The 24,671-nt window shown below is 42.6% G+C and carries 19 protein-coding genes; 7 read left to right on the plus strand and 12 right to left on the minus strand.

The features are described 5' to 3' along the window. Positions 1-105 precede the first annotated feature (105 nt). Genes KKC46_10575 through KKC46_10585 form a run of 3 tightly spaced genes read right to left on the minus strand, consistent with a single transcriptional unit; the run spans position 106 to position 3,964 of the window. Positions 106-1,299, minus strand: coding sequence for a thiolase family protein (locus KKC46_10575; protein MBU1054261.1), 1,194 nt, complete (start codon positions 1,297-1,299; stop codon positions 106-108). Between the two features lie 4 nt (positions 1,300-1,303). After that, positions 1,304-2,788 (minus strand): hydroxymethylglutaryl-CoA synthase, encoded by a 1,485-nt coding sequence (locus KKC46_10580; protein MBU1054262.1) that lies wholly within the window; start codon positions 2,786-2,788, stop codon positions 1,304-1,306. A gap of 24 nt (positions 2,789-2,812) precedes the next feature. Further along, a complete protein-coding gene (locus tag KKC46_10585; protein ID MBU1054263.1) occupies positions 2,813-3,964 on the minus strand; it encodes an acyl-CoA dehydrogenase family protein in 1,152 nt (383 codons plus the stop codon). A 239-nt stretch (positions 3,965-4,203) separates the two neighbouring features. Between KKC46_10585 and KKC46_10590 the strand changes: the two genes are divergently transcribed. Together KKC46_10590 and KKC46_10595 are read left to right on the plus strand one after the other, a co-directional pair. After that, complete coding sequence (locus KKC46_10590) at positions 4,204-5,733, plus strand: sigma 54-interacting transcriptional regulator (GenBank protein ID MBU1054264.1); 1,530 nt, start codon at positions 4,204-4,206, stop codon at positions 5,731-5,733. A 141-nt stretch (positions 5,734-5,874) separates the two neighbouring features. Beyond that, positions 5,875-7,041, plus strand: a complete 1,167-nt coding sequence (locus KKC46_10595; protein ID MBU1054265.1) for a transporter substrate-binding domain-containing protein — start codon at positions 5,875-5,877, stop codon at positions 7,039-7,041. Positions 7,042-7,125: 84 nt separating this feature from the next. Here KKC46_10595 and KKC46_10600 read toward each other — a convergent pair whose 3' ends face one another. From KKC46_10600 to KKC46_10640, 9 genes are all read right to left on the minus strand, one after another. Then, entirely contained in the window at positions 7,126-8,313 is a 1,188-nt protein-coding gene (locus KKC46_10600) for an MFS transporter (GenBank protein MBU1054266.1), read from the minus strand. A gap of 140 nt (positions 8,314-8,453) precedes the next feature. Further along, complete coding sequence (locus KKC46_10605; protein ID MBU1054267.1) at positions 8,454-9,221, minus strand: 4Fe-4S binding protein; 768 nt, start codon at positions 9,219-9,221, stop codon at positions 8,454-8,456. Positions 9,222-9,272: 51 nt separating this feature from the next. Next, a complete protein-coding gene (locus KKC46_10610) occupies positions 9,273-10,778 on the minus strand; it encodes an NADH-quinone oxidoreductase subunit C (GenBank protein MBU1054268.1) in 1,506 nt (501 codons plus the stop codon). A 1-nt stretch (position 10,779) separates the two neighbouring features. Then, positions 10,780-12,255 (minus strand): NADH dehydrogenase FAD-containing subunit, encoded by a 1,476-nt coding sequence (locus KKC46_10615; protein MBU1054269.1) that lies wholly within the window; start codon positions 12,253-12,255, stop codon positions 10,780-10,782. Positions 12,256-12,259: 4 nt separating this feature from the next. Next, on the minus strand, positions 12,260-12,904 hold the full coding sequence (locus KKC46_10620; GenBank protein MBU1054270.1) for a hydrogenase: 645 nt from the start codon (positions 12,902-12,904) through the stop codon (positions 12,260-12,262). A gap of 4 nt (positions 12,905-12,908) precedes the next feature. Then, positions 12,909-13,823 carry an NADH-quinone oxidoreductase subunit H gene (locus KKC46_10625; GenBank protein ID MBU1054271.1) on the minus strand — a complete coding sequence of 305 codons (915 nt, stop codon included), beginning with the start codon at positions 13,821-13,823 and terminating at the stop codon, positions 12,909-12,911. A gap of 6 nt (positions 13,824-13,829) precedes the next feature. Beyond that, positions 13,830-15,812: a hydrogenase gene (locus KKC46_10630; protein ID MBU1054272.1), complete on the minus strand. Its 1,983-nt coding sequence runs from the start codon at positions 15,810-15,812 to the stop codon at positions 13,830-13,832. Continuing rightward, positions 15,809-16,204, minus strand: coding sequence for a helix-turn-helix domain-containing protein (locus tag KKC46_10635; GenBank protein ID MBU1054273.1), 396 nt, complete (start codon positions 16,202-16,204; stop codon positions 15,809-15,811). The genes KKC46_10630 and KKC46_10635 overlap by 4 nt, the downstream gene beginning before the upstream one ends. Positions 16,205-16,486: 282 nt before the next feature. Next, positions 16,487-17,911, minus strand: coding sequence for a transferase (locus tag KKC46_10640; protein ID MBU1054274.1), 1,425 nt, complete (start codon positions 17,909-17,911; stop codon positions 16,487-16,489). A gap of 393 nt (positions 17,912-18,304) precedes the next feature. Between KKC46_10640 and KKC46_10645 the strand changes: the two genes are divergently transcribed. The 5 genes from KKC46_10645 to KKC46_10665 all read left to right on the plus strand — a co-directional run bounded on the left by KKC46_10645 (position 18,305) and on the right by KKC46_10665 (position 24,591). Further along, positions 18,305-20,431, plus strand: coding sequence for an STAS domain-containing protein (locus KKC46_10645; GenBank protein ID MBU1054275.1), 2,127 nt, complete (start codon positions 18,305-18,307; stop codon positions 20,429-20,431). Between the two features lie 21 nt (positions 20,432-20,452). Beyond that, on the plus strand, positions 20,453-21,682 hold the full coding sequence (locus KKC46_10650; protein ID MBU1054276.1) for a response regulator: 1,230 nt from the start codon (positions 20,453-20,455) through the stop codon (positions 21,680-21,682). A gap of 152 nt (positions 21,683-21,834) precedes the next feature. Then, positions 21,835-23,592 carry a two-component sensor histidine kinase gene (locus KKC46_10655; GenBank protein ID MBU1054277.1) on the plus strand — a complete coding sequence of 586 codons (1,758 nt, stop codon included), beginning with the start codon at positions 21,835-21,837 and terminating at the stop codon, positions 23,590-23,592. Further along, positions 23,567-23,932: a response regulator gene (locus tag KKC46_10660; GenBank protein ID MBU1054278.1), complete on the plus strand. Its 366-nt coding sequence runs from the start codon at positions 23,567-23,569 to the stop codon at positions 23,930-23,932. Before KKC46_10655 ends, KKC46_10660 begins: the two co-directional genes overlap by 26 nt. 8 nt (positions 23,933-23,940) lie before the next feature. Then, complete coding sequence (locus tag KKC46_10665) at positions 23,941-24,591, plus strand: sensor histidine kinase (GenBank protein ID MBU1054279.1); 651 nt, start codon at positions 23,941-23,943, stop codon at positions 24,589-24,591. Positions 24,592-24,671 lie beyond the last annotated feature (80 nt).

The following is a 24,671-nucleotide window of genomic DNA, read 5'->3' on the forward strand; positions in this document are numbered from 1 at the left end:
ATACTTCCTCTTTGCATTAGATTTTAGGCAATATTGAAGCTCCCCGACGCAAGCATCGGGGATTGCGCTCGTTGTTGCGGTTCAACTCACCTGCCATTTACTTTTTTATTTAGGTTCCGTTCCAAAAATATTAACCAATGCAACGGCACCGGTTCCGCCAAGGTTATGCGTAAGGCCTATTTTCGGATCCTTTACCTGGCGTTTGCCGGCTTCACCACGCAATTGCCAGAATATCTCGCATGCCTGGGCTACTCCTGTGGCTCCAATGGGGTGACCTTTTGATTTTAATCCTCCGCTTACATTGCAGGGTATATCACCGTCTAACATTGGGCCACCGTTTTCCACCCATTGACCGCCTTTTCCCCGCTCACAAAAACCTAAGTCTTCGTAATCTATTAATTCCGTGCAGGTAAAACAGTCATGTATTTCGGCTACATCTATGTCTTTGGGCGAAATATCGGCTATCTCGTATGCGGTTTTACCGGCTATTGTTGTTGTATCCCACTGGTGATAATGCCGTTTCTGGTGACCGTAAAAATCATCGCAGGCAAGTGCGCTGCTCCAAAGATATATCGGCTTGTCGGTATATTCCCTGGCGATATCTTCTCTGGTCAATATAATTGCTGCTGCACCGTCGGTTGTCGGGCAGCAATCAAACAGCCCTAATGGCCAACTTATCATCGGAGCATTCATTACCTGTTCCATGGTTACTTCAAACTGAAAATGGGCATACGGATCAAGAGTTCCGTTGTGATGATTCTTTACCGCAATCATTGCAAAATGTTCTTTCTTTGTTCCGTATTTTGCCATATGGGCTACACCGAATTGCCCGTACATCGCAGGCCCTGTCAGCCCTCTTGGATGCCACCACTGATGATATGAGGTGTTGGCCTGGCCTATCATGGATTCACGTCCCGGAATGTCTCTCATCTTCTCGGCACCTACTACAAGTGCTACATCATATACTCCGGCTTTAATGGCAAAAGCTGCCTGACGTATAGCATCACTGCCGGTACAACAGGCGTTTTCCACCCTGCTTACAGGTTTATCATAAAATGTGAGCGCATTGGAAAGGGTGGCTCCGCTTACTATTTCTTTTCTCAAGCTTGTTCCGGGTAAACAACATCCGAACCATGCAGCTTCAATCGCATCTTCTTTTATTCCCTTGTCAACGCTTTTTAAGCAATTCTCATATGATTCAAATATCATGTCTTCTAAGCTTTTTTCAAAAAGCTCTCCGAAACGAATCATACCAGCGCCTACCACTGCTACATTTAAAGGATTCTTTTTACGCGCCATATCATCACCCCCCTGCTTTTTCGTCTATAAGTCTGAACTTATATCCGTATTTTACGATATCGTTTTCCATGCCATGCCGCCTTAAAACAAGTTCGACCTTTGCCCCTACTTTTACTTTCTCCATAGGGCTGTCTACCATCATGGCGCTTATTTTGCCGCCGTATTCTCCCTGTTTTCCGGCTACCCTTGCTATGCACATTGGAAATGGCGCTTGTTCAGGATCCAGATAAACTATAAACTGATGAAAAAACGTTTCGATAACTCCCTTGCGGGGTAACGGAACTTTCTCAAACTCGCGGCTCCTGCAATCTTTTTCAACGCATATGTTTCGCTTTGGAAAATTTATGGACCCGCACTTGGTGCATTTTAAAGCCTTAAGACCAAACACAAAATCTTTATCACGCCAAAATAAAGGAGAAGAATCAACTGAAGACATTGGTTCCGGAAGGGCCAGGCCTTTTAGTCTCCCCTTAATTTTTTCGTACTGAATGTATTCTATGTATTGTTTATAATCATCCTTAAAATAATTCTGCACAGGCGATATATGCCCTCTTTTTTCATCTATCCCCTTTGTTGCAGTAAGAAGAAAAGCATCGCTTCCTGCACCCGATCCGTAAGAAGCCACAAGTATCTTCTCATCAGGCTTGGCATTATCCAGACCAGCTGCAAGAGCTATTAAGGATGAAGCTGAACCGGTGTCTCCTATCATCGGGGAAAGAGCGGTAACACTTAGTGCTTCGGGTTTAAACTTCATAGACTTTGCTACATCAGCAGGGCTTTTTCCATCCGGCTGGGTAACCGCCAGGTATGAAATATCTTCGGGTTTAAGTTTTGTTTCAGCTAAACATTTACCTATTGCTTGTCTTATATGAGCAAAATAACCCGCAGTTCTGTGAAAACGGGCATCATCATAGAAATTGGCATAATCTTTTTTTGCCATACGCCAGGTTGTATTTAAAGATGTTGATTGGGCTACACCGCTTCCAAGTTCTGCAATTGCATCACTTGTCCCCAGAATAAAAACCGCCGCCCCTGCGCCATATGCCGTTTCCAGCTGAGTTCCCATTTCTGCTACCTGGCAATCTGCTCCAATAGCCATGCCATACTTAGTTTTTCCGGAATCAACAAGGCCGGCGCACCCTAGTAATGCCGCCGTACCGGCTCGAACCGATCCGCCAAAATCTGCTATTATAACACCATCGGAAACACCCAAAGCCTCGGCAATCAGAATCGCTGAAGACTTATCAATATAAGCACCCGATACGGTGCCCAAATATAATGCCCCGATATCTGATGCATCCAGCCCGGCATGTTTTAAGGCATTAAAAGAAGCTTCAACAGCCAATGTAACAATGTCTTCATCTTCGCCTGCTACACTTTTTTCTTTAACTCCGCCCGCAATTCCTCCAAACGGCCAGGCTTTAGCTATAGACTTTGTAACAATCCTCTTTCTTGGGATTGAAACCCCATATCCAATTATACCCGCCATAATTATACCCTCGCTTTATAATTTTTATTGTTTCACTTTTTTGGCAAGCTCAGCTGCTATAACCAAACGCTGTATTTCATTCGTTCCTTCGTATATCTGAAAGATTTTAGCATCCCTGTAAAGTTTTTCAACCGGATATTCCTTGGAATAACCATATCCTCCGAAAATCTGTACAGCCTGAATGGCTGCCCTTACAGCTGCATCACCGGCCATGGCTTTAGCCTGGGATGACTCCAATATAGGAAGCTTTCCCTGATCAACCAGCCATGCCGCTCTCCAGGTAAGCAAACGTGCTGCATCTATTTCCATGGACATTTCAGCCAATTTTAGTTGAATAAGCTGCTGGGCGATCAAAGGCTTACCGAACTGAACCCTCTCGGAAGCATACTTTAAAGATTCATCCAGTGCCCTTTGGCCAAGGCCCAATGCGGTTGCAGCCGCCAAAGCCCTTGACCGGTCAAGAGCTTCCATAGCCACAACAAAACCCTGGCCTTCCTTACCTAATAAGTTCTCTTCGGGTATTCTTACATCTTCTAAGATCAACTCGACCGTATGAGATGCCCGGATACCCATTTTATCTTCTTTTTTTCCTACTTTTATTCCTGCTTCTTTGGGAACGATAAAGGCGCTTAATCCCTTGTGAGCTTTAGATGGGTCTGTTTTTGCTATAACAACATATACTGATGCCAGATCTCCGTTTGTGATAAAGGTTTTTCGGCCATTTAGCACATATTCGGAACCTATTTTATCCGCCTTGGTTGAAACGGCAGATACATCCGAACCGGCTCCCGGCTCGGTTACAGCAAAAGCTACAAACTTAATATCTTCAGATTCGCAGATTAACTTTAAATACTTTTCTTTTTGTTCCGGGGTTCCGAAAAACATTATTGGGATTACTGCTATACTGTTTAACAGCAAAGAAGTGGCAATGCCGGCGCACCCGTAAGTCAGTCCTTCGGCAATCAAACATGTTTCCATCATCCCCATGCCTGCTCCGCCATATTCTTCCGGAACACCCGCATTAATCAATCCCAGTTCATGTGCCTTCTGGGCAACATCCATTGGAAGTGTCCCCAGTTTGTCATATTCGGCAGCAATGGGTATGATTTCATTTTTTACAAATTTATCAACCATATCCTTTAAGGCAACCTGTTCTTCGCTCAATTCAAAACTAATCATAATTCACTCCGTTTTTGCAGATGTTGTTTTGTAATCATCGGTATGAACCCATACTAATAAGCATAAAGCGGGCCAATATATAAAATAAAAATATATCAATAAGTTATACATGAGCGCTTGTAAATAATTCCAATATGCTGTAATGTACTTCCAACATATTGGAATATGTTATAAATACAATCCAATATACCGGAATATATTTAATTTGTATATCAGGAAATGAAAGAGTGATTGAAATGAATATCAATGAGAAAGATTTTTTCCATCAGGCCACTAAACGGATTTGCGGAAACCTTGAGATAGAACAGGCGATGCTGCATACCTTTGAATACCTGAAAGATTTTATACCACTGGATGAAATGTGGCTGATTCTGGTAGATAGAAATATAGGTACAATAAAAACCATTGCGGGTGCAAATCATGCCGGTGCAAGAATAATGGACAGGCTTATACATGTTCCGGCGAATATAAGAAAGGAGCTTAACGAGTACGATTTTACACCCAAAAAAATAACAATTATCAACAGAGCCGAACTTAATCCGCTTGCCTTTAATTTATTAAATGTTTTGGGTTATCCTGATTCATCTTCATTGGTTTTTTCACTGTCAACCAATACTGACAGAATAAGTGTTTTTGTTATAAGAGCCACAGGAAAAGACCGGTTTTCGGATTCACATGCACGTCTGCTTGCCATGCTTCACGACCCAATTGCAATTGCCATGTCTAATGCCTTAAAGCATGAAGAATTACTTAAACTCAAAGAAGATGACAACAGGTATCTTGCCCAGGAGCTGCGTCAATTAACCGGAGAAGTAATCATAGGTGCAGAGTCCGGATTAAAAAATGTTATGGATATGGTTCAACAAGTGGCAATGAGAGATAATCCTGTATTGCTTTTAGGTGAAACCGGAGTTGGTAAAGAAGTAATAGCCGATGCTATTCATTATACTTCAAACCGTAAAGACGGTCCTTTTATCAAGGTCAACAGTGGTGCTATTCCCGAACACCTTATAGATAGTGAGCTTTTCGGACATGAAAAAGGAGCATTTACCGGAGCGGTGAATCAAAAAAGAGGGCGTTTTGAAAGAGCACATGGAGGAACAATTTTTCTTGATGAGATCGGAGACTTGCCCATTCAGGCCCAAAGCCGGTTATTACGCGTTCTTCAGCAAAAAGAAATTGAGCGTGTAGGTGGTACCAAAACTATTCTTGTTGATACCAGAATTATTGCCGCTACTCACCGTAATTTAGAACAATTGGTTTTTAATAAAAAATTCCGTGAGGATCTTTGGTACAGGCTAAGCGTTTTTCCTATCGTGATTCCACCATTACGGGAAAGAAAATCAGATATTCCTGCGCTGGTTAAGTATTTTTTGAAACGAAAATCGAGAGAGATGAATTTTCGTACTTTACCGGAGGTTAAGCCCGGGGCAATTGAGAAGATGATTGAATATCCATGGAGCGGAAATGTTCGTGAACTTGAAAATGTAGTAGAAAGGGCGCTTATCCAATATAGAGGAGGCCAATTAACTTTTGAGCATTTACATTTTCATCCTGTTGAAGAAACATTACTTCCTTCTGCTACAGATGGAAGGATATTAACACTAAACGAGATCGATGCCCGCCACATTCGTTTGGTGCTTGAAACAACAAATGGAAGAATTAATGGTAAAGGCGGAGCAGCAGAACTTTTATCTATACATCCAAACACTCTTAGATTCAGGATGGATAAACTTGGGATAAGTTATGGGAAAAAGAATATGTAAATTTTCGCCTTCCTTTTACTTGGACAAAATTGAACATTTTTCAAAGGTCTCACTATAAGTTATTCCAACATTAACAGCTTCGGAACTTCTTGATATTAAAAGGAAAATATTTATTATTTTGTTATTGCAGGAGATTATCAAATGCATGGTAAACCATTGAGACGTAGCTTTTATGTGTCCCGAATCGGAAAGTACTGCAACCTGAAATTTCTACTCTGCTTTTTCTGCTTTTTTCTCTATTGCCTTTCGCCGCATTGGGTGCAAGCGAATCCGGATGTAAACACACCAGGTAATTTGCAGCCAAAAAAGCTTGTTATCGGCACCAAACAATCGCCACCCTTTGCGTTTAAGGACCAGACGGGTCAATGGAAAGGTATCAGTATCGAACTGTGGGAGGCCATTGCAAAAAATCTGAAGTATGATTACGTTTTTAAGGAATATGATCTGCAAGGCTTAATGAATGCCGTTGAAAACAAATCCATTGATGCCGCAGTTGCCGCACTTACTATTACTTCCGAGCGTGAAAAACGGTTTGATTTCACACACCCTTTTCATACCAGCGGTCTTGGTATAGCAGTTTTGCAAGGCAAAGAAAATTCCTGGCTGGTTGTGCTTAACCGGTTCTTATCCCGGGCTTTCCTGGAAATTGTTCTGGCGCTTGTCTTGTTACTGTTTGTTGTGGGACTTCTTGTCTGGTTTTTTGAAAGGAAGAAAAACCAGGAACAATTCGGCGGCAGCTTTCTGGCAGGTATTGGTTCAGGCTTCTGGTGGTCGGCGGTTACAATGACAACGGTTGGATATGGCGACAAGGCCCCGCGAACCATCGGAGGCCGGCTGGTCGGCCTTGTATGGATGTTTATAGCCATAATTATTATTTCCAGCTTCACAGCTGCGATCACTTCAACGCTCACGGTAAATCAGATTCAGCAACATGTCAGGGGGCCTGAAGATCTTAATCGGGTGAAAGTCGGGTCAATAAAACATTCCACCAGCGCTTCATATCTTAAAACACAACGGATTTCTTTTCAGGATTACTCCTCCGTCATGGATGCTTTGCAAGGGCTGGAGGCCGGAGAAGTTGATGCGGTTGTTTATGATGCTCCTATATTAAGGTATCTGGTAAACCGGAAAATGCAAAACAAGATTCAGGTTTTGAACACCATTTTTGAAAAGCAACAGTACGGGATCGGCCTTCCGACAGCAAGTCCGCTACGGGAAAAGATAAACCGGCTGGTACCGGCGATAATAAGCGATAGAAAATGGCAGGATATTTTATTCCGCTATCTGGGAGAACCGGCTTCTTATTAACAATAATACCATCAATTCCACTAAGATTGAAAAGGTTATAGCAATTGGAATAGTATTCTGACAACCGCTATTTAATCTAAGAATTTAAAGATTTTTATGATGTACTTTGCTTTTATTATTCGATAGAAAAAGAAATAAAATTATACCAAGTATCATAATGCAGGCTCCGAAATAAAATGCGTGCCTTAGTTGCAGCATATCCGCTATCAGGCCTGCTGCAAGTGAGCCTGTAAGCATTCCAAGGCTGTGAGCTGCGGTTATTAAAGAAATCACAGAGCCCATACCTCCGGTATCTTTGCCTTTGATTACGGCAAGAGCCATAAGAGCCGGTATCGAAATGCCACCTCCTATACCAAAAAGAATGCTTGCAAAAAGACAGTTATTAAAACCCGTTGATCTTCCAAAATAGAGCATGGCAAAGGTTACAATTACTCCTCCTGCCGGTACAAGTATTCGTTTATTGAATTTATCGGCAACTATTCCCATGGGTGTGTGCATAATTCCACTGATGAAAACACCCAAAGAAACTAATAATCCTGTATAAAAGCTTGGCAGGAAAAATTCGGTATCCGCTAAAATCGGCAAAAATGCCCATATGATTCCAATGGATGTGGTGTAAGTGAATTGAAAAAGATAAAGTGCAGCTATATTTTTTTCAAAAATAAGAGATCTCCATTTTGCAGGAGTTTTGCCATAATTTTTTATATTTTCACTGGCAGTAGGAGGCAGATAAAACAGGCATATCAAAAAAGCTGTGAAAGATAAAAACCCCATGCATAAAAAAGCTGCATTAAGATTGTAGTAATCCTTTACAAATCCTCCGATGATAGGGCCGATGCTTAATCCTAAGAACATGGACGTGTTAAACATGCCCATAGCAAATCCTTCTTTCCCTTTAGGTGTAATATCTCCGATATAGGCCTGACAAACGGGCATAATCAATGCCGAAGCTATACCCTGGATAAAACGGATTGTGATAAGAGCCCCTATATTTTTAGAAAATAAAAATCCCACAGATACAATTGAATATGAGATAAGACCTGCGATAATAAATGGTTTTCGTCCTTTCCTATCGGATAATCTTCCGAAATACGGAACAAAAAGAGTTCTTGAAAGAGAAAAAACGCCAAATATCAGCCCGATATAAATTCCGCTTGCTCCAATATCATGTGCATAAACAGGTAATAGGGGGGTGACTATCCCAACACCTATTACTGCGGTTAATATTGAAAAAAACAGAATTGAGAAAATCTTTTTATTTAATTCAAGCATAATTGACTTTTTACTCGGCGTGGTGAAACGACTTGAACGGAAGGCCTTAATAAAAGCATGGCCATTTTCTTGCATTTTCATACAACCGCTAACACACTTGTCTAAGTGTCTGACTAAAAAAATGATTCAGCGTTATAGGCTTATACTATTCTTCCTATAAACCTTAACAGTCCATCAAGAATAGTGAGTGGATGCGGCGGACAGCCGGGAATAAATAAATCTACCGGTATAATATCCATGGCCCCGTTGTGCTGTTCCTGGTGGCCTGTGAAGGGGCCACCTGAGATGGCGCAAGAACCAACAGCAATCACTATCTTTGGATCAGGGACAGCGGCGTAAGTTTTTTCGAGGGCGATTCGCATATTTTCAGTAACAGGTCCTGTGATCAGTAGTCCGTCTGCATGTCTTGGCGATGCCACAAATTGTATTCCGAAACGGCCCATGTCCCAGGCCAATGTGCCAAGTACATTGCTGTCTGCTTCACAGGCATTACATCCTCCGGCAGAGACCTGTCTGAGTTTCAGAGACCTGCCAAAAATCCTTGCTGCGGCATCATGTCTTACTGGTGGGTGATCAGGCGACCCAGTATTAACAAACAGATTGTCGCGTTGTGAAGAGGCAAGGCGGTATTCGCGGCTGAAATTGATAGTCTCTTCAGGGCAGGCATTTTCGCAAGCACGGCAGAAAATACAATGGCCAGTATCAACTACCGGGCCGCCGGTTTCCTGGGATAGACATATAGCATCCACAGGGCAGGCAGCAATGCAAAGGTCGCAACCTTTTTTGCAGGTTAAACGGTTCACCACGGGACGTCCTGCAAATCGGGCCGGCAGTTCCGGAGGAGAACCGTCCGGATATGCCATGGTTCTATATTTCTGTTTAATGCGTGTTTTGATAATTCGAAGCATAAATACTCTCTTAAAACCTTTGGATCTTCTCCCAAATTAGCTGCGCTTTCATCATAAATCATGTCCGCAATAGGATAGATTGAAACTTTTATTACATAGCGGAAAATCGGAAATCTGCTGGTTGCGCAGGGCCAAAGCAAGTCCGAACCAGTTGTGAAAAGATGGATCAACAACCTTATAGAACAAGAAATGTCCCTTAGCGTCAGTGGCTGCCACATGACAAATCTCTCCCCGCCATCCTTCAACCATGCTGACTGTAAGCATTTTTTCTCTCATGGGGGTAATTTCATGTGTAATAGAACCATTTGGTAATTCACGAAGTTGTTGACGGATAAACTTAAGTGAAGCCTTGATCTCAAGCCAGCGCACATAGGCACGGGCGAAGCAATCACCTGTTGACCATGTGCAGGGATAGACCTGCGCAAACCGGTATATTCCATAGGGAAATTCCCTGCGTACGTCGCAATCGAGACCGCAGGCCCTGGCGGCCACGCCTACAAGGCCAACCTCAATTGCAGTCTCAGGAGATATTGTCCCGGTTCCCTCAAATCTGGCAAGAACCGAGGGGGTATCGAGCATAAGCTCAATGGCACCTGTTGCATCCTTATCCACAGCATCCAGCCCATTAAGCAGTCTCGTGATTAATTCGGTGTCAAGGTCCCAGGCCACGCCGGATGGACGGATCAAGCCGCGTCCGAATCGGTTCCCACACAAAAGTGCTGTGAGGTTCAGGACATCTCCCCTTATCCTTCCGCAATAACTCATAGTTGGTAAATACCCGACATCTCCTGCAAGCGCCCCAAGGTCTCCTAAATGGTTGGCGATTCTTTCCAGTTCGGCAGCAATAGCCCTTATGGCTTCAGCATGGGGAGAGGCCACTATGCCTGACATAGCTTCAACAGCCCTGCAATAGGCTGTAGCATGGCCGATGGTAGTATCACCTGCCAGGGTCTCCATATAATGAATGCTACGCGGTCCTGGCCCACCGTTCATAGCCCTTTCAATGCCACGGTGCTGATAACCAAGAGATATCTCGAGATGATATACCGTTTCGCCATGACATAAAAAACGGAAATGACCCGGTTCGATTACTCCGGCATGAACAGGTCCGACAGCCACTTCATGGGATTCCTCGCCTGTTATACGGAAAAAATCTGTGACCCCCACAGTAGTTGTTTCATGAAAATTGGTGTCATGAGAATGCAAAAAACGTATGGGTTTGAGCCAGGGGTGATCTTTGGGCCGGATCTGCCATATCTCAGCTATCTCTCTTTCAAACCAATGTGCTGCCGGACAATCAGGTGTTAATGATGGCCATAGATCAGGCAGATTGGATGCAGTGAGTAAAAGATCGCCGGATGAAGGCCTGGACAGCACAGCCATTATTCGCAAAGGGCCATCATTGTCAGGGCGCCAGACCGGCAAGGCAGAAAGCCGCGAACCGGCAGCAACTGAATCTTTTATAATTTTACTGAATTCTTCAAAGGTGATTACCGGCAGGCAGTCATGATCTATTGCCTGTCCGTTTGTGATTATTAGTAAATTTTCAGAAGGCATCTTAGAAACCTCCCGTCATGGCGGCTGCCTTGCCAAAGAAATTCCAGACGAATCCCGGGATATAAAGGCCCATCACCAGGATAACCGCGGCCAAGGCCATTGCCGGTCCGGCAAACCAGATAGGTTCCCGTTGATTGATATGGGAAGGATCAAAAGGCTTCTCTTTTTCAGGGAGTCCGAAAACCATGGGAATCACTATCCTTGCCATGGCTATAAAGATCACTCCCAGTACCACCAGATAACCGGCAGCTACAAACCATCGGCCTGATTGAAGCATTCCTTTTAATATCGTTATCTCACTTAGAAAAGGGCTAAAGGGCGGAGCACCTGTAATTGCCAGAAATCCAAATAGCCACAGGATACCTGCCAGAGGCGTAGTCTTTATAACATTACGGACATCGTCAGTTTTTTTACTTCCATAGGTGAAAAGTATTTGGCCGGAGACTAAAAAAAGCATACCCTTTGTCAGGGAGTGGTTTACGGCATGGAGCATAGCTCCTGTGCCTGCAAGGCCGCCAATACCTAAGCCCAGAGCCATGATCCCCATGTGTTCTATGCTTGAATAGGCAAGCATCCGTTTGTAATCGGACTGACGGATCATAAAGGCTGCAGCTATGGCCATTGAAAACATACCGAAGAAGACCAACAGCTCTCCGCTGAAAGACCCAAGTCCTGCAGCCGAAAGGACTGAATGAGCCCTGAAGATGCCTAAAAAGGCGCAATTGAGAAGGGCGCCGGAAAGAAGCGCCGAAACCATGGAAGGAGATTCGCTGTGGGCGTCCGGCAGCCAGGTGTGCATGGGGGCCATTCCCATCTTTGTACCATAACCCACCAGCAACATGAGAAAGGCTGCCTTGAGCCATGCCTGATCCAGTGAAGCAGCACCTGTAATTAAATTATCCAGGTTAAGATGCGTTTTGCCGTGACCGGCAAAGGCCATAAAATAATTACCCAGAAGGGCCACTGCTATGCCTACCGAGCAGATCAAAAGGTATTTCCATCTTGCCTCAAGGCTTCGATGATGGCTGTGAAAGCTTATCAGAGGTGCGCTGACAAGTGTAGTTGCCTCTACCGCCACCCACAACAATCCCATGTCGCGGCTTATGCAAACCATGCTCATGGAGGAGAGGAATAGCAGAAGGCAGGCGATAAATACTGCCTCCGGTTCGTTCCGGAACAGGAATCCTTCAACAGAATCCATGACCTTACGATCCGAATCTCTTCCGAGATAGCCTACAGTGTATATGGCAACTGCTAAAAAGAGGGCGCTGGTGATTGATAAAAATAAGAGACCGGTGGTATCCAGACCAATCCAGATTCCTGCCGTGGTGTGTGTCTTTTGAAGAGCCTGGACCGCTGTCATAATACTATGGCTGATTGCGCCGATGATCAATAATCCGCGCCTGATTCCTTTGCTGTGTATCACAAGGGCCAAAAGGCCGAGTGCGAGAGGAATCAAAACAATACTAATGAGCATGATATTAATCCTTCAGTTCCGACAAACGGTCGGTATCGATATTATCAAACTCCCGGGAGATCTGATAAACTGTAATTCCCATGACAAAAACAGCCACAAATACGTCCAGCAAGACCCCCATTTCCACAAGCAGCGGTTCTTCCACGGCAAGAGCTGCGCCAAAGGCATACACTCCGTTTTCCATAACAAGATAACCGACCACCTGGGTCAGGGCGTTTTTACGCGAAATAATTATCATCAAACCCGTCAGCGTGGTAAAAAGTGCAGCCGGGAGAAGAAAGGCTGATTCCTGGGAGACTGATGTCTTCAATGGAATAAAGATCAAAAAGCTCAAACCGAGAAGGACAATCCCTACAAGTACGGAGGCGCTGTAGCCGACAATGGGTTCAATTTCCCTCTGAGCCCCCGTTTCTCTCATTGCCCTGCGCAGAAGCCAGGGTAAAACCAGGCCCTTTACCATCAATGTTAAAAGGGCAAGAAAAATCAGCAGGGGTGGCCATGGTCTGTCAGCCATGGTCAACATAAAAGCGCTGAGGGCAAAAGCCTGGAATACAGTGGTCTGAATAACCGTCGCCAGACGACTGGTAGCCAATAGGCGAAAATCGGTTAATACAAGGCCAAGAATAAAAATATTGGTCCATATACTCATATCATTATCTCAGAATCCATAAAAGTGCGGCCACTGTCACGGAAAGGGCCACCACAAGCATTTGAGGTACATGCAAGAGCTTGAGCCTTGCCATGCACGACTCAATTATTCCGACGAGCACAGCTATGGCTAAAATACCTATTATATTTACAATGACGTCCACCAAAGGCAGCCCTGTCCTGAGCGGTATGGCTATGCCGACCAACAGTGCAGAAAACAACCACAGCTTCAAAGACGCTCCGTATTGTATGAAGGCCAGGTCCACTCCGCCGTGATCAAGTACCATGACCTCATGAATCATGGTAAGCTCCAGGTGCGTGTTTGGGTCATCCACCGGTATCCTGGCATTCTCCGTCAATAGAACTGTTAAAAAGGCAAAAGCTACAATCACAGAAACAGGGCCGAGAGGGGAGATGGATTTAGTCCATAACCCGGCATATATACCGGAAAGGCTGATTTCATGTGTGCCTATAGCAAGCACAGCCAGACCAAGCAGCAGCACAACTTCGGCAATAATCGCAAACTGTACCTCGCGGCTTGCACCCATTCCTTCAAAGGGAGATCCGGTATCCATGGCGGCTATCACTGTGACAAAACGGGTCAACCCTAAAGCGTAGGCCATAAAGACAAAGTCACCGGAAAAGGAAAGCAAGCCCCCGACTCCGCCTGACGGTACGATCAATATTGAGATCATCACAGCAGAAAGACCCATAACAGGACCCAAGCGAAAAACCCAGGTTGAGGTTGTGCTGTATACCGAACCTTTTTTCATCAGCTTGATAAGATCATAATAAGGTTGCAGCAAAGGTTGTCCCTTTCGACCGGCAAAAAGGGCTTTTGTGCGATTGATTATACCTATGAGAAGCGGCGAAAGAATCAGTGTGAGGAATAAATGAATTATCGATGACAGAATGGTCATGTCTGACTACCTCACTTTCACTAACAGCAGTATCAGAATCGTTATGGCAATATACAACACGTAAAGCTGGTTGCGGCCTTCCTGTAGCCTGTGTATACGCTGAGCCAGTTCACTGATCAATTTAAATATGGGGGCAAACAGATTCCGGCGGAAGATATCATCAGTATGAGATGATATCTCAGCATGTTGTGGAAAAAGTCCTTTAGTGAACCGGACATTGAGCTTTGGGCGCACCAGCCACTGGAACATACCGATCACAGGCCAGGCAAAAGATGAAGCAGTATATTGCATGCGATTGTTAGGAGCTAAATAGCCGCAGTCCCATGTTGGTCCGGTACTATTAACCCGTCTTGCAAGCAAAATGCTCCGCAGTCCCCAAAAAACTCCTGCAATGATTATCAATACTCCTCCTGCAAGGCTGATTTTCCAGAGAATTCCGCAGGCCATGGCTGATGTTTCCGATACATTTGCATCCCCTATCAATTGTCTTGCGACCGGAGTTACAAGTTTAATAGCTAAAGGACCGGCAAGACCTATGATAATACACAGGGCTGCCAGTGTGGTCATGGCAAAGAGCATTGGCCGTGGGACTTCATGCGCCCTGGCCGAATTTTCGCTTCGTGGTTCACCTAAAAATACGATACCAAAGACTTTCGCAAAGCAGGCGGCAGCGAGCCCCCCTATTAATCCCAGAGAGGCCATGGCGATCAATCCTCCAACAGCCGGGCTACCTAATGTGCCGGCCTTGGCAACTATTCCGAACGCACCAAGATATATAAGAAATTCGCTTATAAAACCGTTTAAAGGAGGAAGTCCGCAAATGGCGGCAGCACCGATGGCAAATGTCAGGGATGTCTGCGGCATTCTTTTCAGAAGACCTCCCAATAGATCCATATTTCTGGTGCCTGAAGCATGGGCCACACTTCCTGCTCCGAAAAAAAGCAGACTTTTAAAGAGGGCATGATTTAGTACGTGAAGCAGTCCCCCCATAAGGCCAAGGGTGGCCAGAACAGGATTATTTATTGATACGCCAAGGAGCCACAATCCCAGCCCCATGCAGATAATCCCGATATTTTCGACACTGTGGTAGGCCAGAAGACGCTTAATGTCATGCTGCGCCAGGGCGAACAGGACGCCCATAATACCTGAGACAGCGCCAATAATAAGTAGCGTCCAGCCCCACCACTGAGCCGGAGCACCGATCAGTAATACTATCCTCACAAGACCATATATGCCTGTCTTTATCATCACACCACTCATCACGGCTGAGACATGGGACGGTGCTGCAGGATGGGCATCGGGCAGCCATACGTGCATGGGCACAAAGCCTGCCTTTGCACCAAAACCGGCTAATGCCAGAATAAACAGGGCTGCTGCCGCACCAACAGGTGTAGTAAACTTGTCAAAGTCAAGACTCGCATTCTGCCCGCCTAAAAGTATAAAAAGAAACATCAGGCATGCCTGGCCAACATGGGCTGCTATAAGATACACCCATCCTGCCTCCCGGACCTCCGCCTTTTCGTGCTCGAACATCACCAGAAAAAAAGAGGAGAGGGACATGCCTTCCCAGGCGATCAGAAACAATATGCCGTTTCTGGAAAGAACCACCAACAGCATGGAAGCAAAGAGTAAATTAAAAAAGCACCACGCTGCGCCGAGATTCTTTTTGCCACGATAGATATCCATATAAGCCGTTCCATAAATGGCGGCAAGTGCACAGACAAGGGAGATAGTAATGATGAAAAAGGCGGACAAGGGATCAACTGCGATATAGAAAGAGCCGAAGGGAACCTGCCACGGTACATGGAGTGATGATTCTTTACCGGTCCATAGAATTGTTCCTGCTGCCCCCATGGCTAAAATAGCACCGGTCACGCTTGTAATAGCTCCCATCAGAGATGCGCTCTTTCCTGAACCGCCTGCAAAAACGCACACAGCGCTGCCAAAAAGGAGGACTGCAAGAGATGCCAACATCAGATCCATGATCATGATGCCCGTTCCTCCTTTCCCGCTGATTTGGCGACAAGCTGGGCATCCAGCAGGCCGGCTTGCAGGAAGATATCTTCCCTCAATCCGATTCGGGCAACAACTTCCGCAAATGTGGGCGAACGAAGGCCTAAAGAGAGCTTAGATAAAAGATTGAGATGGGCCTTGATTGTTGGGCTGACAAATGAAGGTATAAAAGCATCCTCAGGTTCTTCCATCATTTTTAGTGAGATAGGGATGCATTTTGTTGTAGCCCATTCCAGGAGTTCCGCCCGGTTAAACCTGTATTGTCCGCTGAGCTGATGCATAGGCAGCTTTTCCTGCGCTATCCAGCGATAGATTGTCTTTTCCGAAACCTTAAGCAGTTCCGCGGCGTCTTTTACCCTGAGTTTCATATTTATCTTATCTTTTCCCACTTTTTCATATACATCAGAGCCAGTTTCAAAACGCCCCATTTTGGCCGATCTCTGCGTTGGGCTCAAATTTCGCACGAAGTGAAGCTTTAGCGCTATCCTCGAAATACTCAATGTATTCCTGTGGTTGAAATTTTCGCCCGCCTTGAGCTTGACCAAAATAAAACGTTTTGAAAGTGGCTCATCACTGCTTGGACATTTTTGAATAAGACCATACTTTTATGTTCATGATAATTATTTGTCAATAGGACTCTTTTTATCGAACTATAACATAATATCTATTGCAGGATATATCCCTTTATTATTCCCCATTGGACATGGCTGAATAATATTATATGCTATATTTTGGCCTTTCTGAGCATGACCCTTGAATTTACTGCCATCGAAAAAGGCGCCGTTTGCTTCAAGAATATGCTCTATCCGGTTACGGAAAGCTTTAACAAAAGCATACCCGCTTCCGGTAAACTTCATAGCTCCCAGCATAAATTCTCCATCAACAGCCGAAAGTTTCTCAAGAGGCATGCCATGCTGCTCAAGATCAGCCTGATTAGATATATAACCCCATACAATATAATCCGAAGGAATATTTACAGGCTCTTTAAGATCAATAATTGTATGGGGCATTACAATTGAGCCTTTGCCTATTACAAGTGCACATCCGGGTTTTCCATGCAAAAAGGAATTAAACCCTACAAAAACTCTGAGGCCTATGTTTGCATTTATAATTTTAGCACCATGCGCAGTTACATTAAAACCCTCAAGCTCCGAATATATTATATAGCAATTTTCCTGAGCATTTGAACCTTTTCCAAGCGTAGCATTTTCAAGATACGCTCTTTGAGCAATAAGGACGTTTTCTCCGATCCGGTTTTTTCCCTTTAAAACGGAATATCTACTTATTGAAGCGCCTGAAGGAACGGGCATTGGCAGCTTGCGGTGAACAACATTGAAAACTTCCTGGAAATCCTCTTTACGATTTTCAACGAAATCCATAAATATACCCTGCGGCATTTTACCGGTTTCGAACCTGATATACTGGTTTAGTACATTTTCTGAAAAGTGGTAGCTGAAATTAAATTCGTCAGTCTTCCTGATTAAGATACTTCCCGGTTCCACCCATTGATGGATCATTTCACCCACCTGAACATAAGCAAAGCGACCTATCACGCAATCATGAAGAGTAGTAAGATCAACTGTTGAAAAAGGACCTAAAAAACATCCTTCAACTGGTGAACCATGTATGTTTGCATAAGAAGTTGAAGCTGTATTTTTTATGATAAATTCTTCTAAATTTTCAGGATCATGAGAATAGTTATGAACAAGCGTTTTTATGAGAAAACTATCGCTGATGGATATTTTTTCATCATGATCAAGAGCTATATCAGAACCCTCAAAATGGAAGATGTCACCTTTTGCCATTAATTCGTCGCCCCTTATATCGCTTTTATAAAGCACCGAATTGTCAACAGTACATTTACCAAGAAAATAACTTCCTGCAAGGTTCGAGTTACTGAAATGAAAATAAAGGGGATGATGGGAAGTTATGCCATAAAAAGCATAAAACTTGACCAGCTGATTAATGGGCACTATTTCACGAATATATGGCTCAACATCAAACGAGCCGTGTTCTCTCAAATTAATATTAACTCTATGAATTATTCTTTTTATAAGCTTTTCGAGTTGTTTCATGCAAGCCTTCCTTTTCATTTTGAAACAAAACTAATGATTATCTTACATAATTTTCTATCAGCTTTGATAAATTGTGCAAACTTATGGAAAAGTTTATTAAGAGTCAATATAAAAGATGGATCTGTGATTGTAAATATATATTGGAATAAGCGTTTTCTATTTGACTTAGTTTCGTATTACATGTATTGAAAACCCGCCGTGTGTATACGCTGAGGATTTTATGCAGAAGTTTTTTATCGGGATTTGCCGGTAATACTTCCCTGAATCTGATGGTTAGACTTTTTACAAAACTGCAAAGATAGTATTAGTTTAACTTAAAACAAAGTACGGTGTTATTTAGTATTAGAATAAGGTAATGGTATTTAAAATTAATTAACGAGGTAGGTGTTTAATATGTTGACCCGAATTTTCCCTTTTCTTGTGTGGTTTAAAAAATATAATCTTGAAGCCTTCAAGATTGATGCAATCTCCGGATTGACAGTGGCTCTTGTGCTTATTCCCCAGTCAATGGCTTATGCACAGTTAGCCGGGTTACCCCCATATTACGGTTTATATGCTTCATTCATTCCTCCCATGATTGCGGCACTTTTTGGTTCCAGCCGACAACTTGCAACAGGTCCTGTGGCTGTTGTATCTCTTATGACATCAGCATCACTGGAACCGCTGGCTACTTTAGGAAGTGAAGGCTTTATTGCATATGCAATCCTTCTGGCTCTTATGGTAGGTATTTTTCAGTTTTCGCTTGGGGTGTTTAGGCTAGGACTTGTTGTTAATTTCTTATCTCATCCGGTTGTAAACGGTTTCACAAATGCTGCCGCGATTATTATTGCTTCTTCCCAGCTCTCAAAAATGTTTGGAGTAAGTGTGGATAATGCGGCACATCATTATGAAACTATAGCAAAAGTTATTAAATTTGCCATGAATTATACGCACTGGCCAACTTTGATAATGGGAGCATCAGCATTTATTGTTATGATGGTTTTAAAACGTTTTGCGCCCAAAGTTCCCAATGTGCTTGTAGCTGTTGGCATTGCAACGGTGGTATCATGGATGATCGGATTTAACTGTGATAAAACAGCCGACATTACGTCTATTCAATCGAAAGAAACGATAGAATTAGTTGCAAATTATAATTTAGCCGTAGAAAACTCAATAATTCTTGGTGAAGAGCGGACTAAAGCATTGACAGCCCTTGATGAAATTATAGAAAAAGGAGACCCCATAGCAGTTATTGATGCTCAAAGAGACGTTAGTATAATTGCAGCCAAGATAGATACTTTAAAAAAGGAAATCCGTGTATATAAAGAAGATATAAGAAATCTTTTGTTTGCAGGAGTTAAACAGCCCGAAGAAATGATGTTTTTTTATCTTAAGGAACAGGTTCCTGAAGGAGTTGAAACAGACGGACGTATCTGGCGTATCAAAGTGAAAAACAATACCCTGGATACAACCAAGCTTACAATGATAGGCGGAGGCGCTATTGTCGGAACAATACCGGAAGGGATTCCAAAATTTTCCATACCCGCGATAAATTTTAAAGTTATGATGAAACTTTTCCCATTTGCAGCAATTATCTCACTTCTTGGTTTCATGGAAGCTATTTCAATTGCAAAAGCGATGGCGGCAAAAACAGGACAAAGGCTTGATCCCAATCAGGAACTGATAGGGCAAGGACTTGCAAATATTTTGGGTTCATTTACAAGCGGGTATCCTGTTTCAGGATCATTTTCAAGATCGGCGGTTAACCTTTCGTCCGGTGCAGTTACGGGTTTATCCAGTGTTTTCACCAGCCTGACAGTATTAATAACGCTTATGTTTTTTACCCCGCTTCTTTACTATCTTCCTCAGTCAGTTCTTGCTGCGGTTATAATGATGGCGGTTATAGGCCTTATAAATGTTTCCGGTTTCATTCACAGTATGAAGGCAAAATGGTATGACGGTACAATTTCAATTATATCTTTTATCTGTACTTTGGCCTTTGCGCCCCATCTTGATAAGGGCATTATGGTTGGTGTTGTTTTGTCTTTGTGTGTTTTTCTGTATAATAGCATGAGACCGAAAGTGGCTTCATTATCGCGACATGATGATGAAGCTTTACGCGATTCAACGGTTTTTGGACTTAAACAATGCCATCATATAGATATGGTTCGTTTCGATGGGCCGCTCTTTTTTGCAAACGCAAGTTACCTTGAAGACCAAATTACAGAGCGTCTTATGAATAAAAAGGATCTTAGGCATATTGTGATAGTTTGTAACGGTATAAATGATATTGACGCTTCGGGTGAAGAAACTTTATCATTGGTAGTTGACAGGACAAGAAGCGGTGGAGTTGATATTTCATTTTCCGGTGTAAATGAAACTGTGATGAAAGTGTTTAAAAGAACGCACCTGATAGAAAAGATAGGTGAAGATCACATATATCCTACTATGGAAAAGGCTGTATGCTCGGTTTATGATGAAACACATACTGATAATAAGGAAGATATGTGTCCACTACAAACTGTTTGCCGTATTGCATGATTATAAAAAAAGGAGGTACTTATGTCTGTAATTACTATTTTTAGCGGCACCTTCTGTGAAGAAGAATCTGTTGTTGAAAAAGTGCTTACATCAACAGGATTTAAGCTGATAACAGATGATGATATTGTTAATAAAGCAAACAGGCTTTCAGGTATAGCTGCAAACAAGTTAAAAAAAGCTTTTTTGGCCAAAGAGTCTGTTTTTAATAATTTTACACATGAAAAAGAACTTTCAAGCGCATGGCTTAAACTTGCCGTTGCCGAAAGCATATCCGAAGATAAGCTTCTTCTATCAGGCTTTGCAGGCCAGCTTGTTCCTAAAGTAATCAGTCATGTCTTAAAAGTATGTATTATTGCCGAAATGAAGTTTAGAATATCTAATGCAATCATGGAGCAAAAGATTTCTGAAAAAGAAGCGGTAAGGCTTATTCATAGACAAGATGAAGACAGGCTTGTATGGATAAACACTCATTTTAATAAAAATGACCCTTGGGATTCTTCATTATACGATTTAGTTGTTCCTATGGATAAGATGCTGCTGGAAAAGGCGGTTTCTCTTATAGTTGAAAATGCCGGAAAAGATGTTGTAAAACCTACAGAGCTTTCCCGAAAATCCGTTGAGGATTTTCTCCTTGCTTCTCAGGTTGAAGTAAAACTGGCAACGGAGGGACACAATGTTGATGCTGTTGCAAAAGACGGTGAGGTAACCATAATAGTAAATAAGCATGTTTTTCTCCAGAGTAAACTTGAGGAAGAGCTAAAAAGTATAGCCGACAAAGTACAAGGCGTAAAGTCTGTTGAGACTAAGTTTGGAGAAGGTTACTACCAGACGGATATTTACCGTAAGTATGATTTTAAAATGCCGTCTAAGGTTTTGCTTGTAGATGATGAACGCGAATTTGTGCAAACTTTGTCGGAACGCCTTATCCTGCGAGATATGGGGTCTGTTGTGGCATATGATGGCGAATCCGCTCTAAGTATGGTTACGGAAGACGAACCTGATGTCATGATTTTAGATCTTAAAATGCCGGGGATAGACGGCATCGAAGTATTAAAACGTGTTAAAAAGGACAGTCCTGATATTGAGGTCATAATTCTAACTGGTCATGGAACCGATGCTGACGAGGAAGTGTGTATGAAGCTTGGTGCATTTGCATACCTGCAGAAGCCAGTGGATATCGAGATATTAAGTGATACCTTGAAAAAAGCAAATGATAAGATCAGGCGCGGGAAAGCTTCTGAAGCAAAATAGCGAGCGTAGCCTCGTTGCTTTTGGCAAAATTAGTGAGATAACCTAAACTTTTAAAACTTTCCGCTGTTTTCAGCGGAAAGTTTTAATGAAATAATTGATTTATGCTATTATATACAAAAAATACTGTTCAATAAATCAGATTTGGACATCTTATGTCTATTCTTGAAAATTTAAAACCGAAATTCTGGAATTACAGTGATGTGGCCGCAGGCCCGCATAAGCATCTTTTCAACTTCAGGCGTATGTGGAAGATTGCGGTTTTGGTAATATCCATGGTAGCGATAATACCACTGGTTTCGATTACACTCATAGATTATAAAGTAACCCAGAATGCGGTAGAAACTGATTCTTTATTGCGTACAGCCCGTCTTGTTTCAAATACCTGGCGCACTGTTTCGTTTTTTCTTGTAGAGCGAAGAGCCGCCCTTGATTTTGTTGTACGGGATAATAGATTTGATTCATTGTGTGATGCAAAAAGGCTTTCCGAAATCCTGAATAATCTGAAAAAGGGATTTGGAGGTTTCATTGATATTGGTGTAATTGATTCAAACGGGATGCAAAGGGCCTATGCCGGACCCTATAAACTGCATGGTATAAATTACCGTGACCAGAGCTGGTTTAAGGATGTAACCAGCAAGGGAGTAAATATAAGCGATGTTTTCATGGGGTTCAGGCGTACCCCGCATATAGTTATTGCGGTCAGACACAACCTTTCAAAAGAATCTTTTTTTATTCTTCGTGCAACAATAGATACCGACAAATTTAATGATCTTCTATCCCAGCTTGAGGTAAGCGGTCTGGGGGATTCTTTTCTTATAAATAAAGAAGGAGTTCTCCAGACACCTTCAAGAGATTACGGCAAGGTTTTGGATAAGATGCCTTTGCCAGTTCCTGAATTTTCCGAACACACCCGTGTTTATGAACAAACATACCAGGACAAAGCGCTTGTAATAGGATATGATTACATTCATGACACGCCTTTTATTTTGATGATTGTTAAGCAAAAGGCCGAACTGATGAAGCCGTGGCAAAAAACCCGACTACAACTCATCGGGTTTCTTATTGCAAGCATAAGTGTTATAGTAGTTGTAATTTTAAGTGTTTCCACATACCTTGTAAACAGAATACTCCTTGCCGACCAGAAGCGCATTCTGACCCTGCACGAGGTTGAATATTCAAATAAAATGGCCTCAATCGGCAGGCTTGCCGCCGGAGTGGCGCATGAAATTAATAACCCTCTTGCGGTTATAAATGAAAAAGTCGGGCTTATTAAAGACATGCTCACATTCAAAGGCGATATTAAAGAAAATAAAAGATTAATTGAGCTTTCCAACTCGGCCCTTTATTCTGTGGACAGATGCGGGACAATTACAAAACGCCTGTTAAATTTTGCACGTCACCTTGATGTTAAAATCCAGCAGGTAGATATTGGTGAAGTGATAAAAGATGTTTTGGGGTTTTTAAGTAAAGAAGCGGAATACAGGAGTATTAAAGTCTCAGTAAGCGTTTTGAGTAATATCCCACAATTTGAAAGTGACAGAGGAAAACTTCAGCAAATATTTCTAAATATTGTAAACAATGCATTTGCAGCCGTAAAAGACGGCGGTAAAATTGATATTACCGCAAAGCGCGAAGGGACTGATTTGATTTCAGTAACTTTTACAGATAATGGTCAGGGTATTCCTAAATCGGATCTGAAAAAAGTGTTTGAACCGTTTTTTTCGACCAAAACCAAACAGGGAGGAACGGGGCTCGGCCTTTCCATAACTTACGGGCTTGTGCAGGAATTGGGCGGAAGTATAGGTGTTCAGAGTGAAGTGGGGAAAGGAACAAGTTTTGTTGTAACCCTTCCGCTTAAGATGGAAAAGAAGGAGGGAAAAGACAGTGAAAATCTTGCTAGTAGACGATGAGAAAGAGCTGGTGTCGACTCTTGCGGAACGTCTTTCTTTAAGGGATATTGAGGCGGATTGGGTTACCAGTGGAGATGCCGCTATAAAAAAATGTGAAACCAAAACTTATGATATAGCTGTTCTCGATATCAAGATGCCTAAAATTGGTGGAATTGAACTTAAGAAAAAACTGGATTCAAAGAATCCCGGTTTGAAATATATCTTTGTAACGGGCCACGGGTCTGAAGATGATTATATGACAGCATGTGGCGAAACAGGGGCCGAATATTATCTTGTAAAACCAGTTAATATTGATGATCTTATAGTAAAAATGAACGATGTTATGCTAAAAAAGGCGTAGGTGTAATATTGGCATCAAAAATGGGTATAAATGGTGAAAATGCCCTTAAATTTTTTGGGAATATGACAGCATCGATTTCTCATGAAGTAAAAAACGTGCTTGCGATTATCAATGAAAATGCCGGTCTTCTAGGGGATCTTTGTATAATGGCTGAAAAAGGGCTTCCTATTGATCCGGGCCGCTTTAGTGCCGTTGCGGAAAAAGTAATAAAACAGGTTCAGCGGGGTGATGTGATTATAAGAAGGCTTAACAATTTTGCCCATAGTGTTGATGAACCGGATTGTGATTTTGATGTAAATGATATACTTGTTTTGGTCTTGGATCTTTCCGAGAGAATAGCTTTGATGAGCGGGATTAAACTTGAAACCAATAGAACAGCAGATCCTGTTATTATAAATGCCAATCCCTTTTTATTTGAAACTCTTATATGGTTTTTTCTTGATTATGCCATGAATGTCATTGTTGGAAAAGAAAAAACCATTTGTATTACAGCTGAAAAAAATTCCGATAATGTTGTTATAACTTTTTCCAAATTAAAAGGACTTCCCGGAATTCAAGCAGATGAATTTCCAGGAGAGCGTGAAAAATCCCTTCTTACCGCCCTGAATGCAATAACGGTAATTGATGCCGATTCAGAAAAGATAATTATAAAATTATAACCCTTTGTTTCAACCCCATGTCAGTCGTTTTCCAAATCATATTTTTTAGTCTAAATACAGATTTCTTGTAAAATCATAAA

The sequence above is a fragment of the Pseudomonadota bacterium genome (genome assembly GCA_018817425.1).
Lineage (GTDB): Bacteria > Desulfobacterota > Desulfobacteria > Desulfobacterales > RPRI01 > RPRI01.

Coding starts and splice junctions, on each gene's coding strand:
- KKC46_10640 (MBU1054274.1), bottom strand. CDS start 17,911: ATGAAACAACTCGAAAAGCTTATAAAAAGAATAATTCATAGAGTTAAT.
- KKC46_10630 (MBU1054272.1), bottom strand. CDS start 15,812: ATGATCATGGATCTGATGTTGGCATCTCTTGCAGTCCTCCTTTTTGGC.
- KKC46_10600 (MBU1054266.1), bottom strand. CDS start 8,313: ATGCTTGAATTAAATAAAAAGATTTTCTCAATTCTGTTTTTTTCAATA.
- KKC46_10590 (MBU1054264.1), top strand. CDS start 4,204: ATGAATATCAATGAGAAAGATTTTTTCCATCAGGCCACTAAACGGATT.
- KKC46_10615 (MBU1054269.1), bottom strand. CDS start 12,255: ATGCTCATTAGTATTGTTTTGATTCCTCTCGCACTCGGCCTTTTGGCC.
- KKC46_10605 (MBU1054267.1), bottom strand. CDS start 9,221: ATGCTTCGAATTATCAAAACACGCATTAAACAGAAATATAGAACCATG.
- KKC46_10625 (MBU1054271.1), bottom strand. CDS start 13,823: ATGACCATTCTGTCATCGATAATTCATTTATTCCTCACACTGATTCTT.
- KKC46_10610 (MBU1054268.1), bottom strand. CDS start 10,778: ATGCCTTCTGAAAATTTACTAATAATCACAAACGGACAGGCAATAGAT.
- KKC46_10620 (MBU1054270.1), bottom strand. CDS start 12,904: ATGAGTATATGGACCAATATTTTTATTCTTGGCCTTGTATTAACCGAT.
- KKC46_10635 (MBU1054273.1), bottom strand. CDS start 16,204: ATGAAACTCAGGGTAAAAGACGCCGCGGAACTGCTTAAGGTTTCGGAA.
- KKC46_10580 (MBU1054262.1), bottom strand. CDS start 2,788: ATGGCGGGTATAATTGGATATGGGGTTTCAATCCCAAGAAAGAGGATT.
- KKC46_10575 (MBU1054261.1), bottom strand. CDS start 1,299: ATGGCGCGTAAAAAGAATCCTTTAAATGTAGCAGTGGTAGGCGCTGGT.
- KKC46_10645 (MBU1054275.1), top strand. CDS start 18,305: ATGTTGACCCGAATTTTCCCTTTTCTTGTGTGGTTTAAAAAATATAAT.
- KKC46_10650 (MBU1054276.1), top strand. CDS start 20,453: ATGTCTGTAATTACTATTTTTAGCGGCACCTTCTGTGAAGAAGAATCT.
- KKC46_10655 (MBU1054277.1), top strand. CDS start 21,835: ATGTCTATTCTTGAAAATTTAAAACCGAAATTCTGGAATTACAGTGAT.
- KKC46_10595 (MBU1054265.1), top strand. CDS start 5,875: ATGCATGGTAAACCATTGAGACGTAGCTTTTATGTGTCCCGAATCGGA.